The organism is Nitrospirota bacterium, from assembly GCA_040757335.1.
In the GTDB taxonomy this organism is placed as follows: domain Bacteria; phylum Nitrospirota; class Nitrospiria; order 2-01-FULL-66-17; family 2-01-FULL-66-17; genus JBFLXB01.
In genome coordinates this window covers 51,394-68,149 of sequence record JBFLXB010000012.1, presented here as the reverse complement: position 1 = coordinate 68,149, position 16,756 = coordinate 51,394, and the positions used below count along the sequence as shown (strand labels likewise).

The 16,756-nt window shown below is 61.4% G+C and carries 17 protein-coding genes and 1 pseudogene; 5 read left to right on the top strand and 13 right to left on the bottom strand.

Going from position 1 to position 16,756, the window contains the following annotated elements; all coding sequences use genetic code 11:
* Positions 1-232: 232 nt before the first annotated feature.
* The 3 genes from purH to AB1451_08405 form a co-directional block, all read right to left on the bottom strand.
* Entirely contained in the window at positions 233-1,786 is a 1,554-nt protein-coding gene (gene purH, locus AB1451_08415) for a bifunctional phosphoribosylaminoimidazolecarboxamide formyltransferase/IMP cyclohydrolase (GenBank protein MEW6682932.1), read from the bottom strand.
* A 13-nt stretch (positions 1,787-1,799) separates the two neighbouring features.
* Positions 1,800-2,486, bottom strand: coding sequence for a hypothetical protein (locus tag AB1451_08410; GenBank protein MEW6682931.1), 687 nt, complete (start codon positions 2,484-2,486; stop codon positions 1,800-1,802).
* 137 nt (positions 2,487-2,623) lie between these two features.
* On the bottom strand, positions 2,624-3,169 hold the full coding sequence (locus AB1451_08405; GenBank protein ID MEW6682930.1) for an isoprenylcysteine carboxylmethyltransferase family protein: 546 nt from the start codon (positions 3,167-3,169) through the stop codon (positions 2,624-2,626).
* A gap of 477 nt (positions 3,170-3,646) precedes the next feature.
* Between AB1451_08405 and AB1451_08400 the strand changes: the two genes are divergently transcribed.
* The 3 genes from AB1451_08400 to bcp are packed head-to-tail and all read left to right on the top strand — an operon-like array spanning position 3,647 to position 5,256.
* Entirely contained in the window at positions 3,647-4,303 is a 657-nt protein-coding gene (locus tag AB1451_08400; GenBank protein MEW6682929.1) for an LON peptidase substrate-binding domain-containing protein, read from the top strand.
* A 39-nt stretch (positions 4,304-4,342) separates the two neighbouring features.
* Positions 4,343-4,765, top strand: coding sequence for a class II SORL domain-containing protein (locus tag AB1451_08395; GenBank protein MEW6682928.1), 423 nt, complete (start codon positions 4,343-4,345; stop codon positions 4,763-4,765).
* Between the two features lie 2 nt (positions 4,766-4,767).
* Entirely contained in the window at positions 4,768-5,256 is a 489-nt protein-coding gene (gene bcp / locus AB1451_08390; protein MEW6682927.1) for a thioredoxin-dependent thiol peroxidase, read from the top strand.
* A 47-nt stretch (positions 5,257-5,303) separates the two neighbouring features.
* Here the strand turns inward: bcp and AB1451_08385 are convergent, their stop codons facing one another.
* From AB1451_08385 to AB1451_08375, 3 genes are all read right to left on the bottom strand, one after another.
* On the bottom strand, positions 5,304-6,347 hold the full coding sequence (locus tag AB1451_08385) for a glycosyltransferase (protein ID MEW6682926.1): 1,044 nt from the start codon (positions 6,345-6,347) through the stop codon (positions 5,304-5,306).
* A 248-nt stretch (positions 6,348-6,595) separates the two neighbouring features.
* Positions 6,596-7,495, bottom strand: a complete 900-nt coding sequence (locus AB1451_08380; GenBank protein ID MEW6682925.1) for a glycosyltransferase family 2 protein — start codon at positions 7,493-7,495, stop codon at positions 6,596-6,598.
* Between the two features lie 128 nt (positions 7,496-7,623).
* Positions 7,624-8,838: a glycosyltransferase family 4 protein gene (locus AB1451_08375; protein MEW6682924.1), complete on the bottom strand. Its 1,215-nt coding sequence runs from the start codon at positions 8,836-8,838 to the stop codon at positions 7,624-7,626.
* A gap of 90 nt (positions 8,839-8,928) precedes the next feature.
* On the opposite strand from AB1451_08375, the gene AB1451_08370 reads away from it, so the two are divergent.
* On the top strand, positions 8,929-9,219 hold the full coding sequence (locus AB1451_08370; GenBank protein MEW6682923.1) for a type II toxin-antitoxin system Phd/YefM family antitoxin: 291 nt from the start codon (positions 8,929-8,931) through the stop codon (positions 9,217-9,219).
* Complete coding sequence (locus AB1451_08365; GenBank protein ID MEW6682922.1) at positions 9,216-9,611, top strand: PIN domain-containing protein; 396 nt, start codon at positions 9,216-9,218, stop codon at positions 9,609-9,611. Before AB1451_08370 ends, AB1451_08365 begins: the two co-directional genes overlap by 4 nt.
* Before the next feature lie 68 nt (positions 9,612-9,679).
* Here the strand turns inward: AB1451_08365 and AB1451_08360 are convergent.
* The 7 genes and pseudogenes from AB1451_08360 to AB1451_08330 form a co-directional block, all read right to left on the bottom strand.
* Positions 9,680-9,757, bottom strand: a pseudogene (locus tag AB1451_08360) (adenylyl-sulfate kinase).
* Positions 9,754-10,716 (bottom strand): UDP-glucuronic acid decarboxylase family protein, encoded by a 963-nt coding sequence (locus tag AB1451_08355; GenBank protein ID MEW6682921.1) that lies wholly within the window; start codon positions 10,714-10,716, stop codon positions 9,754-9,756. Before AB1451_08355 ends, AB1451_08360 begins: the two are co-directional and overlap by 4 nt.
* A 115-nt stretch (positions 10,717-10,831) precedes the next feature.
* Positions 10,832-11,995 carry a glycosyltransferase family 1 protein gene (locus AB1451_08350; GenBank protein ID MEW6682920.1) on the bottom strand — a complete coding sequence of 388 codons (1,164 nt, stop codon included), beginning with the start codon at positions 11,993-11,995 and terminating at the stop codon, positions 10,832-10,834.
* 28 nt (positions 11,996-12,023) lie between these two features.
* Positions 12,024-12,980 (bottom strand): GDP-mannose 4,6-dehydratase, encoded by a 957-nt coding sequence (locus AB1451_08345; GenBank protein MEW6682919.1) that lies wholly within the window; start codon positions 12,978-12,980, stop codon positions 12,024-12,026.
* A complete protein-coding gene (gene gmd, locus AB1451_08340; protein MEW6682918.1) occupies positions 12,977-13,948 on the bottom strand; it encodes a GDP-mannose 4,6-dehydratase in 972 nt (323 codons plus the stop codon). The genes AB1451_08345 and gmd overlap by 4 nt, the downstream gene beginning before the upstream one ends.
* Before the next feature lie 83 nt (positions 13,949-14,031).
* Complete coding sequence (locus AB1451_08335) at positions 14,032-15,828, bottom strand: class I SAM-dependent methyltransferase (protein ID MEW6682917.1); 1,797 nt, start codon at positions 15,826-15,828, stop codon at positions 14,032-14,034.
* Between the two features lie 95 nt (positions 15,829-15,923).
* Complete coding sequence (locus tag AB1451_08330; GenBank protein ID MEW6682916.1) at positions 15,924-16,754, bottom strand: methyltransferase domain-containing protein; 831 nt, start codon at positions 16,752-16,754, stop codon at positions 15,924-15,926.
* Between the last annotated feature and the right edge of the window lie 2 nt (positions 16,755-16,756).

The window sequence follows — 16,756 nt, the reverse complement described above, 5'->3', positions numbered from 1 at the left end:
TGGGACCAATGCAGAGAGCGGCCGTCCCTGGCCGCGAGGGAAAGACTTGTGTTGAAGGAAGAAGATGTTGATTCGAAATCCTTCCGCAGGCAGGCTACGCCTGCTCTGCGAGCCTGTTCAGGAAGGCGTCAGATGCAAGGCGCCGGCGAGCATCGGACCGGAGCGTACTGTGTCGTACGTGAGGACCGAATGCGCAGCTGGCAACGCCGCAGATGACCCTTCATGGACAGGCTCAGTGCCGGAAGTGGCGCATGCCCGTGAGCACCATCGCCATCCCATGCTGATTCGCCGCCGCCACGACCTCTTCGTCCTTCACCGAGCCGCCCGGTTGAATGACCGCGGTCACGCCCACCTTGGCCGCTTCGTTGATGCCGTCGGGAAACGGGAAAAACGCGTCGGAGGCGATCACCGTACCCGCGAGCGGCAACACGGCCTTCATCGCGCCGATCTTCACCGAGTCCACCCGGCTCATCTGGCCCGCGCCCACACCGATGGTCCGGTCCGGCCGCGCGTACACGATGGCGTTGGACTTGGTGTGTTTGGCGACCTTCCACGCGAACGCGAGCGCGTCGAACTCCTCGGCGGAGGGCGTGCGCGTGGTCACCACCCGCAGCTTGCGGACGTCGTCGATCCGCCCCAGATCGCGTTCCTGATAGAGCAAGCCGCCGACGATCTTGCGACAGTCCATGCTCTCGGCGGGCCCCGTGCTCAATGGCCCCACGTCGAGCAGGCGCAATGCCTTTTTGCGCCCGAGTTCCTCGACCGCGGCGGGCTCGAATCCCGGCGCCACGATGACCTCCATGAACGTGGAGCCGATTTCCTTCGCGGTTTCGCCGTCCACCTGGCGGTTGAACGCCGCCACCCCGCCGAACGCGGACACGGGATCACCCTCGCGGGCCTTGCGATAGGCCTCGGCCGGCGTGGCGCCCAGGGCGACACCGCACGGGTTGTTGTGCTTGACGATCACCACCGCGCACGTGTCGAACTCTTTGACCAACTCGAGCGCGGCGTGCGCGTCCAAGAAATTGTTGTACGACATCTCCTTGCCGTGGAGCTGGCGAGCCCGCGCCGTGCTCGCCTCGGTCACGGACGGGTCGCGATACACCGCGGCCTGCTGGTGCGGGTTCTCCCCGTAACGAAGGTTCTGGAGTTTTTCGTACCGCAGCACCAGCGTCTGGGGAAACCGGGTCGCGGGTTCCGCGGCCGGCGCGCCGCGATCAAGGTACAGCGCGATCAGGCCGTCGTAGCGCGAGGTGTGGGCGAACACCTTTCGCGCGAACAACATCCGGGTCTCGCGGCTAACGCCCTCCGGTCGTTTGAGCTCATCGAGCAGCCGCGGGTAGTCGGCGGGGTCCACCACCACGGCGACCTCTTCGAAGTTCTTGGCGGCCGACCGCAACATCGAGGGACCGCCGATGTCGATGTTCTCGATCGCCTCGTCGAACGTGCAGCCGGGCTTGTTGATGGTCGCTTCGAAGGGATACAAGTTCACGATCACCACGTCGATTGGGTCGATCCCGTGGCGCTTCATCTGCTCCACGTGCTCGGGAAGCCTGCGCCGCCCCAACAGACCACCGTGGACCTTGGGATGCAGCGTCTTGACCCGACCGTCCAACATCTCGGGAAACCCGGTGATCTCGGAGACGTCCCGCACCGCCACCTTCTGCTCGCGGAGGAGTTTGGCCGTCCCGCCCGTCGACACGATCTCGAACCCCAAGGCGACCAGACCTTTGGCCACATCCACCACGCCGTCTTTGTTCGACACGCTGATCAATGCCCGTCGCATGGTTCTCCCTCGGCTAACCGGCCTTCATCCCCACCAGCCGTTTCAACCACCGTCGTCCCCAGTTCCGCAGCGCAATGGCTTGCGACTGCATGAACACCCCCTTGCGGTATCGCTTGGACTCCTCGGTGGTCACCAGGTACGGCGCCAACCGTCGCTTGAGTTTGATCACCCCCAAGCGGTCGTCCTGCACAAAGACCCGAAACAGGCCGTTGAGCAACAGGTTCCAGCGGGCGCCCCGTCGAATCGCCGCCGCAAAGTCGATCACGTACGGATCGCCGCCATCGCTGATCAACACGTTGTTCATGTTCCGCAAATCGCACAACGCCACCCCGCGGCGATGCACGGCCTCCACCGTCTCGTGAAGTCGATCGAAAAACGCGTCACCGACCTCGCCGGGCTGCGCCTCTCCGGCTCCCTTCCCCGGGATGTATTCGGTCGCCAACGCGTAGCGGTCGATCCGGCCCACAAACCGTGGAACACCGGCAATCCCGTCGAGCAATTCATAGATCGTTGCTTCGCGCCAGACCGAATACAGCCCCACCCCGACGCGGTAGATCCATTTGCGGGGCGCGTAATCCTTCACGATCACGCTGCGCCCCTGGTGGTCCACCAGCAGAATGTCGGGCTGCCACGGCCGCCCGCGGCGGATGTACCGGGGGCTGGAAAGGGCGATCGCCTCGCGCGATAGCGCGGCCGACATCCTTCAACACAGCCTGTCCAGGAATGGGTCAGATGCTAGGCGCCGCGAGTACCGCACCGGAGCGTACTTCGTTCGTACGTGAGGAGCGGAAGCGCAGCGGCAACGACGCAGGTGACCATTCCCGGGCAGGCTCCCCGTCATGCGGCCGAGACGCTCCAGAGCTTCCAGGCCAGCACCACGATCCCAAGCATCACGGCCAGCACCGTGCCGTGTTCGTCGTTTCGAATGAAAGCCGCCCATTGCCAGGGCTTGTCTTCGCGAGCAGGGTAAGGCGTCAGGCGCGGCAGGTACGCCGGCACGTCATGGTCGTACCGCACCCACGCGTCCCCGAACCGCTCCCGCAGCCGGTCGGATTCCCGACGCTGCTTGAACGGCGCGTAGTAGGCCACGAACACCGCCACACCGATCGCCAATAGGACATAGTTCGAAGCCATCACGCACAAGCCCACCATGATGAGGAACGTGCCGAGGTACAAGGGATTCTTCACGTAAGCGTACGGACCGCTGGTCACCACGCGTTCGTTTTTATACAGGTGTCCCGCCGCCCACACGCGGATCGCCTCGCCGAGCACCACGATCACCACGCCGACCGCGAACCACCGCGCCACGGGCTGGGCCAGCCACACCAACGCGATCGCCAACGCATAGACCGGCACGGTCTTTACGGTGACCTTCCGTTTCATGGCAGACCATGAGAGTGTGGAATCCATCTCGGACCTCAGCAGGTTGCTGAAAAAGTCCATCCGCTGCGTTCTCGCTCGTCGGAGATCCTCACGTACGACCCAGTACGCTCCGGTCTCCTCCTCGCTGCGGCCTTGCGGCTGGAGCTTTTTGAGCAACCTGTCAATGTCGGCAAGCTCTTGTCCGTGCCGCGCCAGGAGTTCTCTGTTTCGTCCTCAGGCTGCCCGCGTCGGCGCAGGGAGTATAGGAGAAGAGGTGCTAAAATTCAACTTATCTGAGGTTCGACCGCGAATGCGGAGCCTGCCAGGAATGCGTCAGCCGCAAGGCGCCGCGAGCACCGCAGCGCAGCGTACTGGGTCGTACGTGAGCAGCGGATGCGCAGCGGCAACGCAGCGGATGACCATTCCCGGCAGGCTCATGAGCTTGACATTTTTTGGGTGCGATTTGTACAGTACCGCCAACTCTCCGTCGGAGACACGATGGTGATGGCCCTCCCCAAAGTCATTCCGCTGTTCCCTCTCCCCGATCTGGTCTTCTTTCCGCACGTCGCGTTGCCCCTGCACATCTTCGAGCCTCGATACCGCGCCATGGTGCGCGACGCGTTGGACGGCGAGCGGATCATCGGCATGATCCTGCTCCAGGACGGGTGGGAGGAGCGTTATTACGGCAACGACGCGGCGATCCACTCGGTGGGGTGCGCGGGGAAAATCACCGCGGTGCAGCAGATGGACGGCGGGAGGTTCAACATCACATTGTTCGGCCTCACGCGTTTTACGGTCCGCGAACAGTTCTGCGACGCGCCGTACCGCCAGGCCTGGGTCGAGCCGTTTCACGAAGGCGACGAGCCGTGTCCGCTGCCCTCGGAGCTCAAGTGCCAACTCCACGGCCTGGTGAGAGAGTTCGGCAAGCTCATCGGCCGCGCCTCGCAGATCGAGGTCTTTCTCAAACGCGTCGTCCACGAGCCGGCCTTTCTCAACATCTGTTGCTCCGAACTGCCCTTCACCTCCGTCGAAAAACAACTCTTCCTGGAAGCCGCCAGCCCCACCCAACAAGCCAAACGTCTCGTCGAAGTCCTCCGATTCAACATCGAAACGCTCGCAGGAAATTCCTCGTCCACCAAAAACGTCAACTCGTAAACTCGCTTTGATCCGTTCATCCAGGAAAGGAGTTTCGCGATGATCCGATTGCTGGGAGTGCTGGTGGTCGCGTGGTGCGCGTTGGTGCTGTCGGCGGTGCTGGAACCGGCGGGGGCCGAAGGCCCTTACAGCAAGATCAACCGGACGGCCAACGACGCGCACACTCCCCTCATCGAGGCCCCGGACGCCGTGAAGGCGGGCGAACCCTTCAAGGTGACGATCACGGTGGGCAAGGCTCCGCACCCCTCGTTGTCGGAGCACGCGGTCCAGTGGATCGCGCTCTATGCCGACGAGGTGGAACTCGCGCGGGCCACGTTGACGCCGGTGCTCACCCGCCCGGTGGTGACGTTCACCATCGCGCTGGACGAGTCCACCACCCTGCGGGCGCTGGAGGCGCCCAACCACTCCGCGGCCTGGGAGGCGAGCAAGAAGGTCACCGTGACCAAAGAGGAGAAGAAATAGCCATGGGGACACGGACCGACCAGCCGCTCAAAGAGGGTGATTCCGCTCCGGAGTTTTCGCTTCCGGCCAGCACCGGCAAGACGATCTCGCTCAAGGAGTTCCGGGGGAAACAGGCGGTGGTGCTCTATTTTTACCCCAAAGACGACACGCCGGGATGCACGGTCGAGGCGTGCGGGTTCCGGGATACCTCGAAGGACTATGAAAAAGCGGGCGCGGCGATTCTCGGCGTGAGCCTCGACAACCTGAACTCACACCGAAAGTTCAGCGACAAGTTCTCCCTGTCGTTCCCCTTGCTGAGCGATGAGACCCAAACCGCCTCCAAAGCGTACGGCGTGTACAAGCTCAAACAGATGTACGGCAAGGAATACTGGGGCATCGAGCGCACCACGTTCCTGATCGACAAACAGGGCAAGATCGCCAAGATCTACCCCAAGGTCAAAGTCGACGATCACCACAATCAGGTGCTGAAGGACGTCAAGGCGTTGAAGTAGTTCGAAATTCGTTGTCGGTTGTCGGTTGACCGGACAACGAACAACGTTCATCGGATAACGCCTTTTTCCCTAACCAGCCCTTCCAATCTCGCCACCACGTCCCTCCCAATCACCTCCGGCGAACACCGCGTCTCGTAGGTGCGGCGCGCACCGCGGGCCAGACACCCGCGAAGCGTTTCGTCTCGGGCCAATGTGAGAATAGCCTCGGCCAGCGCGGCGCCGTCGTGGGCCGGGCACAGCCACGCATCCTGGCCGTGGGTCAGCAGCTCGCGGATCGCCGGGGTGTCGGCGGTAATGATGGGGCGGCCCGCGGCCAGCGCGTCGTAGACCTTGGAGGGGATCACGCGTTGCGCCTTGGCCGTGGCGCCGAAGATGCCCAGGCATATATCGGCCTCGGCCAGCTCTCGCTCGTAATCCTCCCCTCTGATCCAGCTATCGACCAGCTCGACGCCGGAGAGGCGTGATTGCCGGATCCGCTCCGCGATGGCCGCAAGCTCCTGCCCGCGCCCGATCAAACGAACCGTGACTCGCGTGTCGGATTGTTCGAGCCGCGTCGCGGCATCGAGGATCGCTCCGACGCCGTGGAGCGGAATGAAGGTCCCGACGAACAATGCGCGATGCGGCGTCCCGGACGCGCGAGGGGCGACCAGTCGCCCCTCGCGCACGGACCCGACCCACACCCGATAAAACCGCTCCGCGGGCAACCCGAACTCCGCGCGGAAGTAGTCGATGTGCGCCTGGGTATCCAACAGCACGAGGTCCGCGACGCGGCACGCGAGCCGGTCCAGCGCGTGCAGGATACGGGCGCCGAGAGACCGTTCGGCGAGCAGTTTGCGGTCGTTAACCACGGTGTCGTGCAGAGACAAGAGGGCGTTGAGGACCACCGGCCGCCGTGTGAGGAGGCTCGCGAGTAACACGTCCACATGGCCCGGATACCCGACGATAACGATGTCGGTACGAGGACCGATCAGGAACCGAAACATCAACCGCGCCCACGCCCAGGCCCACCGCGCCCCGAGCCAGGGCCACGCCAGCGGACCCCGCGCCGCCTTCCATCGCTCCGCTGCGGCCGGCCCCTCGTCCCCCGTCATTGAGGCCCGGCACTCCCAGACCACGGCCCCGGCCCTCCGCAGCCCTTCGATGAGAACGCGATTGACGGGATAACCTTCGCCAGACGAGTAGGTGCCGAAGTAACAGACGTTAAGCGGGGCAAGGTCAGCAAATCCCCCCCTCCCCCCTTTGTTAAAGGGGGGGGACTTGACGGTCCTTGAAGGACCTCTGGTCAGCGGCTACCCATTACCCCCCTTTGAAAAAGGGGGGGAGGGGGGGATTTCATGACTCACGGTTCCGAGTCGTGCTGGTCCATGCGTTCGCTATGCTCAAACCGCATCTGCGCGATCTGCTCCGACACCAGGCCCATCAGGAAGATGATCACCGCGTTGATGAACAGCAGGGCGGACATGTTGGTAAAGCGGCGGAATTCGAGGAAGGTGTAGAAGTAATAACACAAGCCGGTCAGGAAAAATACGGCGCTGACGGGCAGGAACACTTTGATCGGGGAATAGAGCGTGGAGATCTTGAACATGATGACCAAAAACCGGAATCCGTCGCGGATGGGGTGCAATTTGCTCTCGCCCTTGCGCCGTGCGGTCACGATGGGCACGAACGTGACGCTGTGACCCGCGCGGATCGTGGCCATGGTCAGCGTGGTCGGATACGAGAACGCATTCGGCAACAGATACACGAATCGCTTGGCCAAGCCCGCCTTGATCGCCCGGAACCCCGACGTGGTATCCAGAATCTTTCGGCCGGTGAGGTAGGAGGCGAACACGTTGTAGAATCGGTTCCCGAGCCAGCGGTGCACGTCGCTCTGGGACTCGCCGGCGCGCGCGCCTACCACCATGTCGTAGGGCCCGATTTGGGCCAGCAGGCGCGGGATGTCGGCGGGGTTGTGCTGGCCGTCCCCGTCCATCATCACCAGGACGCCGCCGCGGGCTTGACGGATCCCCGTCTTGATCGCGGCGCCGTTGCCCATCCGGTAGGGGTGGCTGACAACTCGTGCCCCGGCGTCGCGCGCCAACTGCCCGCTGTTGTCGGTCGAGCCGTCGTCCACCACCAGGACTTCATCGTCGGGCGCGAGCGCGGCCCGGGCGCGCTTGACCAGGTCCGCGATGTTCATCGCCTCGTTGTGCACCGGGATGATGAGCGACGCCCCCGGACGTGTATCCCGATCGTGCATGGTGGTGAAGGCTAATCTATCGACCAATAAAAATCAAACGGACCGGTTGGCCGGTTAAAGAGGGACACACTGGGGTGCTCGATGCTCCTGAACCGGCGAACCGGCGAACCGGCGGACCGGTAAACCGGCTAACCACTCCCCGACACTGCCTCATACACTCGCTCCAATTCTTGAGCCGACCGTGACCAGTCGTACTGCGACTCCACCAGTGATCGAGCCTCCCGCGCCAGGCGTCGCCGTGCGCCTTCGTCGGTTAGCAGGTCCGAGACGCACCCGGCGAACCCCTCCGGTGAATCCTCCACCAGCAGGTGTCGGCCCGCTTCCACGTCCAACCCCTCACACCCGATCGACGTGGTCACGACCGGCGTGCCCGCGGCCATGGACTCCAGGATCTTCAGCCGGGTCCCTCCGCCCACGCGCAGCGGGACCACGCTCACCGCGGCCCGCGCCAGCACCGGTCGCACGTCCTCGACGTATCCGGACAACTCGACCGACGGCCGACGCGAGGCCAACCGTTCGACGGCGCGCGGCAGGTGGCTGCCTACGACCCGCAATGTGACGTCGGGATGGCGCTCGGCGAGGCGGGGGTAGATTGACTCCAAGAAATACCGCAGCGCGTCCACGTTGGGATCGTGCCGAAACCAGCCCACGAACAACAGAGTCCGGTCGTCCCTTTTCGCCTCCACGCACTCCGCGTAGTGCGCCACGTCCACGCCGTTGGGCACCACGTTCACCCGATCCGTGACCGGCCGCACGTGTTGGGCGTCTTGGTCAGACATGGTCACAACAGCCGCAAACCGCCGCCACACCGCCTCTTCATAGGCGCGCATCAAACGCGCTTCGCGGGCCCAGAACCACCGCCCGATCCCCCGTGCCACAGCGACCCGGCGCTGCAACGGCAGCCAGGCCACGTCGTGCTCGACCAGCACCCCCCGCCGCGCGAGCAGCGGCCAGTCACTGTCGTGGACGTGTTGGGCCATCTGGATCCACTCGATCTGCACCACGTCGAACGACTCGCGTTGCAGCAGCTCGTGCAGCGCCTTGGCAAGCGCCGGGCTGCGCTTGTTGAGCACACTGAGCGGCAGGACCCCGAGCCAGGCGGCGTTCCGGATGACCCGTCCAGCCAAGGCCCCGGGTCCGGGGCGCCACGGAACCACGATGACCCGAGCGCCCAGCCGCTCCAGGTCCGGGATATGTGTGGCCACGTCCTCGGCCGAGTCCGCGAGCGTGAGCAGCGTGACGCGATGGCGCGAAGCGAGGTGTTTGAGCAGGTTGAACACGCGCAGCCGCCCCCCGGATTTGGGAGGCAGCGGGAACGACATGGAGACGATCAGGATGCGCATCGCGGTCAGGCTACCAACGGCATCACCGAGTATTCATGACGGAAAACCGCGCACTTGACATTGGTAGCTTCCGGACGCTACTTTATACGCATGCGTGCCGTCGGGCTCAAGGTCCTCAAAAATCGACTGAGCGAATACGTCCGTCTGGCGGCTGGTGGTGAAGAGATCCTCGTGACCGATCGGGATCGCGTGGTCGCAGAGTTGGTCCCGCCGCGACCCGGCAGAAGCGAGTTACTCACCGACGCCCTGTTGGCCGACGCCGTACGAAAGGGATGGTTGACGGCGCCGACGCTGGTCGCGGAAGGCCCCCCGCCTCGGGCGCCCGTGGCGCCGCTTCGCGAACTGCTCGACGAACTCGCGGAAGACCGCAGAGACCGTTGATTTACCTCGACACGTCCGTTGCCCTCGCGCAGATTCTGGCCGAAGACCGCTACCCCCCCGAGGCCTTGTGGCGCGAACCACTGGTGTCCAGTCGGCTGTTGGAATACGAAGTCTGGACCCGCATCCACGCCAAACATCTGGGCCAATCCCACGGCGACCACGCCAGAAACCTCCTGAGTCGGATCGCATTCCTTGAACTGGCTCCCCCGGTTCTGGCCAGAGCCCTCGAACCGTATCCGTTCGTCGTTCGGACGCTCGACGCCCTGCACCTGGCATCCATGGTCTTCCTGCGCAATCAGCGCGCGAACATCTCGCTCGCCAGCTACGACGAGCGACTCGCCGCGGCTGCCACGCGCTTGGGCATTCCCCTGTCGCCTCACGCGACACCATGATCCCGTCAGCCAAGCGTTACCGTCCCAGCCAGCCCAGTTCCTCCAGCTTCCGGATGACCTTCCTCGAAGGGCTCTTCGTAGGGATCGCTCACGCCCGTGAACTGCTTGATCTCGCCCGCGCGGGCCTTGCGATACAACCCCTTCACCGACCACCCGCCTTCAGCAGTTCTGTGAAGTAGGCAATGGTTTGGCGAAGTCCCGCATCGAGTCCCACAGTCGGCTCCCACCCCAACATGTGCTTGGCCACGGAGATATCCGGGCACCGCTGCTTGGGATCGTCGGCAGGCAGGGGCTGGAACACGATCTTAGCCTTTGCGCCCGTGAGCGCGATCACCCGCTCCGCGAGTTGCAGCATGGTGAATTCGTTCGGATTCCCGAGATTGATCGGACCGACGACGTCATCGGGGCTCGCCATCAGGCGGATCAGTCCTTCGACGAGGTCGTCCACGTAGCAGAAGCTCCGTGATTGGCTCCCGTTCCCGTAGACCGTCACGTCACGTCCTTCCAGCACCTGCATGATGAAATTGGACACCACGCGCCCGTCGTGAGGATGCATCCTGGGACCATAGGTATTGAAGATTCTGGCCACTTTGATCCGCAGCCGGTGCTGGCGATAGTAGTCGAAGCACAATGTCTCGGCGCACCGCTTGCCCTCGTCGTAACACGCCCGCAGCCCGATCGGGTTCACGCGCCCCCAGTAACCCTCGGTCTGCGGATGGATATCAGGGTCGCCGTAGACCTCGGACGTGGACGCCTGGAGAATCTTGGCCTTCACGCGCTTGGCCAGGCCGAGCATATTGATCATGCCGTGGACCGAGGTCTTGGTGGTCTGCACCGGGTCGTGCTGATAGTGGATCGGTGACGCCGGACACGCCAGGTTGTAGATCTCGTCCACCTCGACGTAGAGCGGGAAGCAAACGTCGTGGCGGACGAGTTCGAATCGCGGGTTGTCGAGCAAGTGCGCAACGTTCGCGCGGCGGCCGGTATAGAAGTTGTCCGCGCACAACACCTCGGCGCCGTCGGCCAGCAACCGCGCGCACAAGTGCGAGCCGATGAAGCCCGCCCCGCCTGTTACCAACACTCGTTTGGCGACCAAATCACGCATCGTCCACGACCTCCATACTCACCGACGCAACCGAACAAGACTCAGCGCCCAACGAACGCCTTGAGCGTAGCATCCCAAACGGGATTTCTCAATTCACCGAGAACCGAGGGTCGGCTCATCGCACGACTCCGTAGACCACGCCCTCAAAGGCACTCAGGATCGTCCGGGCGCACGCATCCCAAGTGAACCCTGCGGCCTGTTTCAATCCTCGTTCACGGAGCGTCTGACGCAGCGAGTCGCTCTGCCACAATTCCAGAATTGCCGACGCGATGTCGCCGGTCGACATCGGATCGACGTACCTGACCGCCTCGCCGCCGACCTCGGGAAGCGAGGAGACCCGCGAGGTGATGACCGGGGTCCCGCACGCCATGGCCTCGAGGACCGGCAGCCCAAACCCCTCGTAGAAACTGGGGTAGACGAACACCTCGGCCATCGAATACAGCGCCGGGCGGTCCTCGTCCCGGACATAGCCAGTAGTGATCACAGCTTTCTCAAGTCCCTCACTCCGAATCGTCCGAAACACGTCGCGGTACATCCAGCCGGGATCGCCGGCGAGCACGAGCGGTGCGTCGAGGCCCCGCTCGCGCGCTCGCGCGAACGCCTTGAGCAACCCCACGAGGTTCTTCCGCGGCTCCAGCGTGCCGAGAAACAGCAGGAACCGCTCCGGGAGGTGATACCGAGTCCTGACTGCGGCTTGTGTCTCGGGATCGGATAGAGGGCGGAAACTCCGGTCGACCCCGGGATAGGCGACCACAACCTTTTCAGGTTTCTGACCCAGATAATTGACGATATCGCGGCGAGAGTGCTCGGAGTCGGTCAGAATCAGGTGAGAGCGAGCGGCCACCCCTCGCAGCCGATGCTTCAGGTAGAACAGGACAGACCGGGGGAAATACTGCGGATAGTGGTGATGGGCCATGTCGTGGATCGTCACGGCGGTCTTGAATGCCGGGCCAACCAACGTGCGGTAGTTCGGTCCCCAAAACAGGTCCACCGGGGTGCGCCGCATCACAACCCTCGTGCAGGCGGATGAATACATCCTTGCCACTTTCCGAAAGGGAAATCCGACCCCGGTGAACCCACGCGCACGCGCATGTTCCCAGGCCGCAACATCCCCACCCTGTATCCAGCGACCCACTGCAGAAGGGTGCAATCCGTAATGGCACAGAAAGTACCGATGACCCTGGTGCTGCTTGACCAGGCAGCCAACGATGTGATCCGTGTACTGCCCGATCCCGCTGCGCCGCCCCGCAATCTTGTGCACATCGATCGCAATCTTCATTCTTCTGCCGGAACAGGGGACCGATCCGTCACCGCGCCCCCGCGAGACGCGCCCTCGCATCCGCGATGATATCCCTCAGCGATTGGTCGAGCGGAATGGTCCTGCGCCAGCCCAGCCCCTCGAGTTTCGACGGATCACCTCGCAACACCGGAATATCCACGGGTCGCACGCGCGAGGGGTCCACCTCCACCCGAATGGGGATGTTCGCGAACCCGAGAAGCCGGTCCAAGATCGTCTGGATCGAGCACGCCTCTCCGGAGCACACATTGTAGACCTCGCCCGGCCGGCCGTGCTCCATGATGAGCCGGTACGCCCTCGCAATGTCCCTCACGTCGGTGAAATCGCGCGCCACGTCCAAGTTGCCAACGTGGATGACCGGCGGCTGCCTTCCCGCCTCGATTTCCGCGATCTGGCGGGCAAAATTCGCACACACGAACCGTGGATCCTGTCGCGGCCCGATGTGATTGAACGCGCGGGCGCATAACACGCTGATCCGTCCCGACGCGCCATACTGAACACCCAACAGCTCGGCCGCGGCTTTGCTCACCGCGTAAGGCGTGATCGGCCGCGGGGGGAACGTTTCTCCCAGCAGCTCCGAGCCCTGAACGGCCCCGTAGACCTCGGCGGAGCTCGCGAAGAGCACCCGCGCCTCGATCTCGGATCGCGCGAGAGCCTCGTACAGGTGGAACGTGCCGAGAAAATTCGTGCGATACGTGCCTTCGGGATCCGTCCAGGAGTCCTTGACAAAGGCGACGCCCGCCAGGTGGTAGACCTGCTCGGGCCGCTCCTTGGCGATCGCGTCGCCCAGGGTCTCGGGCCGGGTCACGTCCGCCTCATAGAGACGCAGGTGATCCCGAAGCGCCGCGATGGACTCGACGTGACCGGCGTGGAGCACCGTCCCGGCAACGTCGTATCCCTCTCCCAGCAGATGCTCGGCAAGATGGCTCCCGGCGAAGCCGTTGACGCCAGTGATCAGAACCCTCACACCAGAGCCTTCTTGATCCGTTTGAGGTCGGCCTGCACCATCATCTCGATTAATTGCTCGAACGAGACCGTGGGTTCCCAACCGAGCGTCTGCTTGGCCTTGGAGGCGTCGCCGATCAACAAATCGACCTCGGCCGGGCGGATGAGCGCGGGATCGATCACAACGTGGTCCTCCCAGTTAAGTCCAACCGCCCCAAAGGCCACGCGAAGGATATCCCGCACCGCGTGCGTCCGCCCGGTCGCGATCACGTAATCCTCGGGCGTGTCCCGCTGGAGCATCCTCCACATGGCATCCACATAATCCCCGGCAAAGCCCCAGTCCCGCTTGGCGTCAAGATTGCCCATCCTCAGCTCTTTCAGGAGGCCCAGTTTGATCCGCGCAACCGCGTCGGTCACCTTTCTCGAGACGAATTCAAGACCACGGCGAGGCGACTCGTGGTTAAAGAGAATCCCGGAGACCGCAAAGAGGTTATAGCTTTCCCGGTAGTTGACCGTGATGTAGTGCGCATAGGCTTTGGAGACGCCGTAAGGACTTCTGGGATAGAACGGGGTCTTTTCATTTTGAGGAACTTCGCGGACCTTTCCAAACATTTCACTACTGGACGCCTGGTACATCCTCGCATCAGGCTTATGCTTCCGGACGGCCTCAAGAATCCTCGTGGCGCCCATGGCCGTCACTTCACCGGTCAAGGTGGGCTGGTTCCAGGATGTCGGGACGAATGATTGCGCAGCGAGATTGTAGACCTCATCGGGCTGGATGCCCTCAATCGCCTCATCCAACGACGACTGATCCGTCAAATCCCCCTGAATGAGGCGCGTCTGGTCCTTGATATGATCGATCCGCTCGAAGTTTTCAACACTGGATCGCCGAACCATCCCAGCGACGTCGTAGCCTTTCCCGAGCAGCAATTCGGCAAGGTACGACCCGTCCTGACCCGTGATGCCGGTAATGAGCGCCGTTCGTTTCATCGTACCTCTCCCTGACATGCCACGTTCGCTTCCCTTCTCTTCACAGGACCTGGAGCCTGTTGTCTTGCAATATTCAAAAACCCCTAACTGACAGAGGTGGTCGAAGCCAACAAATCCCAGTCCTCATTCTCATCGCCACTCCACTCCCTTATCCCTACGGGTTTCGTCAATGACCTATGAGGCTCGTATATCTTATAACCGCGTTCCCAGAGAAATTGATAAATCTCGCGATAATCATACCCTGTGCGCTGCATCCAGTGGGGCGAGACCTCCAGGAAAAGTATCGGTTTGAATTCTCTAAGTAGTTCCGCTGCGCCACGTAATACGTATATCTCGTAGGATTGAACATCGATTTTGATGAACTCAATATGCCTCATAGGTAGCAGCAATTCATCGCTGGTCAGACACTCAACATCCTCCCCGGCATGGTCGAAGGACAGCTCGCCTTGATGACGGCCAACACCGAGACCGCCAAAGTTGGCAGGCTTCTTATAATCAACAGGCCACAGCTTGATCCAGCCCCGCTGCTCACCCACAGCACACTGACGAGCATCCACATTGGTGCACCCATTTAGGGCTAGATTGGCACCTAACAATTGAAACATGAGCCGCTGTGGCTCAAAAGCGACGACCTTTCCCTCCGGGCCAACCAGTTTCGAGAAGACTACGGCGTGATGCCCTAAGTTAGCGCCAATATCGGCCACATACATTCCAGGCTTGATCAACCGCTTGAAGAGCGCCACGTCTTCAGCGGCCCACGTCCCCTTGTCACAAATCGCCCTTGATACACCCGTGTCTGTATTCAACACCAAGAAATCTCCCTCGAGGCCATGTGCGTAGCTAATTCGGCCGTTGACCTTCACCATCCGCTCAGGAAGATATGGCGTCTCAACAGGTGCCAGAGGACTGCCATGAGTACAACAGGTCTCTTTGTCAGTGGCGCGAGTGGTGTTTGATTTGCTCTCGGACACGTTCTTTCTTGCCTCAAACACCGTACTCCAGGGAATCCCGTCCACTACATGCTTCCGCACGCTCCACCCAAGTGATTCCAGAGTCCTCACGAAATATCTCTCGTTGAATCCAAGCTCCAACCAGCCGTTCTTTCTAATCGCCCAAAGAGACTCGCCGTCAAGCCGGAGCCCCCATGGAATCGGAAAATCCGGAACAATCGGTTCGGCCGCGAAATAGACTCGTGCATCTCCTTTTGTAGCCTTACTCAATGCCCCCAACAGGGCAAGATGGTCCGACGCATGGTGGAAGCATTCGAAGAACAGGATGGCATCTGCCGGCTCCGCCATCTTCTCAATCCATGAAAAGTCCGCATTGACAACATTCACATTGACACCAGACTGCTTGGCGCGTTTGCTGACCAGCTCGCAGAACCGCTTCTCGATATCAACAGCCGTCACTTCAAAGCCCATCGTGGCGAGCGCCAATGTTGCATTACCCCAACCCGCCCCGAATTCAACGATCTTTGATCCCCTTTCCAGTTTCATGAGACGAATGATGTTCCCTATCGCCATCAAGTGATGGCCGACCGTCTCCGTGCTTTCTGTGTAGTAAGGGAATGGCCGAATTACCGCCTTATCGACGTCGAACGCACACACTTCGTTGTGGACAGAATAGGCTTTCCCCGCAATGTGTGCGTATAACTCAAATTGCCTATCTCGATATTCCCGAGAATACGGATCCTTGGGAACGTCTGTATCGACTTCCATGCAAAACATTTTAAATTTCGACCTGAGCTCATCATCAGAGACTGCCGCAGCCTGCTCAAGCACTCGAAACATCTCGTCAAGCTCGTCAAGCGTGGTGAACACCCGGATGCCCAGCGCCCACCTCCCCAACGAAACTAACAGCGCCCTAATCCGAGCAGGCACGTAACGGCTTCGTACTGCCTTACGGGCATGTGAGATTACAGTTCTACTGAGCGCCTTCCCGTTCATAACACTTGTCCCGATTCCTCCTTAACCTTTCAAGACCGGCCCGCTATCCTCCTCACCCGACGGCCGAGCCTTTTTGTTAGACGCTTTAACCACCCGTCTTTCCTCGCCACAACCTCTATCCAGTCCTGGAATAGACAGTCCTTCGGAACAGGGATTTCGACATCAATCAAAGCGCCATATTTCTCATAAAGACTCACCATTTCACTACGCGGCGCTTGCTGATTTGTCCTCACAACAGTAAACCCAGCTTCTGAGACCATGTCTATCACTTCTGAGTATGTCACCCGGTTTAGTTGCCGATAACGCTCGATTGTCCATTGGTCAACTCCTTTCGCTTTCAAACGCTCATCGAAGTCTGAGCGTAAATGCGCCCACGGATCCGATTCCTTTGGGAACCATTGCCATAGGTGATGTCCGACCGGGCTATAGTACAAAGGACACGTATCTACTAGCAGGACCCCTCCCGGCTTGAGGGATCTGTATGCGTAGCGAATAAATTCACGCTGATTTGGGACATGCTCAATTGTGTCGACAAGGATACAGTAGTCAAAATAGCCACGAAAGACATCACACTTAAAGACGTCGGCCTGGATCATCACTGCTTGGTCGGCATTGACCTGAAAGAAATTACAGGCCTCTCCAAACCTCGCAAAATTCATATCATGTTGAAACTCATTCAGATTCCGGTCGATACCTACGGACAGTGAAGCGCCGTGCTTCAATGCGGCAATGACACCACCACCCATTCCGCACCCAATGTCTAAGCATCGCCCCGATCTGAGATCACTTGGAATCGTCTTAATCTTTTCGAATACATGGTCAACTCTGGTCTTCAATACGTCATTACGCCATTCAGACATGA

What these genes read in the sequence shown, in the direction of transcription:
- purH (MEW6682932.1), bottom strand. Translation starts at nt 1,786, where the DNA reads ATGCGACGGGCATTGATCAGCGTGTCGAACAAAGACGGCGTGGTGGAT.
- AB1451_08410 (MEW6682931.1), bottom strand. Translation starts at nt 2,486, where the DNA reads ATGTCGGCCGCGCTATCGCGCGAGGCGATCGCCCTTTCCAGCCCCCGG.
- AB1451_08405 (MEW6682930.1), bottom strand. Translation starts at nt 3,169, where the DNA reads ATGAAACGGAAGGTCACCGTAAAGACCGTGCCGGTCTATGCGTTGGCG.
- AB1451_08400 (MEW6682929.1), top strand. Translation starts at nt 3,647, where the DNA reads ATGGTGATGGCCCTCCCCAAAGTCATTCCGCTGTTCCCTCTCCCCGAT.
- AB1451_08395 (MEW6682928.1), top strand. Translation starts at nt 4,343, where the DNA reads ATGATCCGATTGCTGGGAGTGCTGGTGGTCGCGTGGTGCGCGTTGGTG.
- bcp (MEW6682927.1), top strand. Translation starts at nt 4,768, where the DNA reads ATGGGGACACGGACCGACCAGCCGCTCAAAGAGGGTGATTCCGCTCCG.
- AB1451_08385 (MEW6682926.1), bottom strand. Translation starts at nt 6,347, where the DNA reads ATGACGGGGGACGAGGGGCCGGCCGCAGCGGAGCGATGGAAGGCGGCG.
- AB1451_08380 (MEW6682925.1), bottom strand. Translation starts at nt 7,495, where the DNA reads ATGCACGATCGGGATACACGTCCGGGGGCGTCGCTCATCATCCCGGTG.
- AB1451_08375 (MEW6682924.1), bottom strand. Translation starts at nt 8,838, where the DNA reads ATGCGCATCCTGATCGTCTCCATGTCGTTCCCGCTGCCTCCCAAATCC.
- AB1451_08370 (MEW6682923.1), top strand. Translation starts at nt 8,929, where the DNA reads ATGCGTGCCGTCGGGCTCAAGGTCCTCAAAAATCGACTGAGCGAATAC.
- AB1451_08355 (MEW6682921.1), bottom strand. Translation starts at nt 10,716, where the DNA reads ATGCGTGATTTGGTCGCCAAACGAGTGTTGGTAACAGGCGGGGCGGGC.
- AB1451_08350 (MEW6682920.1), bottom strand. Translation starts at nt 11,995, where the DNA reads ATGAAGATTGCGATCGATGTGCACAAGATTGCGGGGCGGCGCAGCGGG.
- gmd (MEW6682918.1), bottom strand. Translation starts at nt 13,948, where the DNA reads ATGAAACGAACGGCGCTCATTACCGGCATCACGGGTCAGGACGGGTCG.
- AB1451_08330 (MEW6682916.1), bottom strand. Translation starts at nt 16,754, where the DNA reads ATGTCTGAATGGCGTAATGACGTATTGAAGACCAGAGTTGACCATGTA.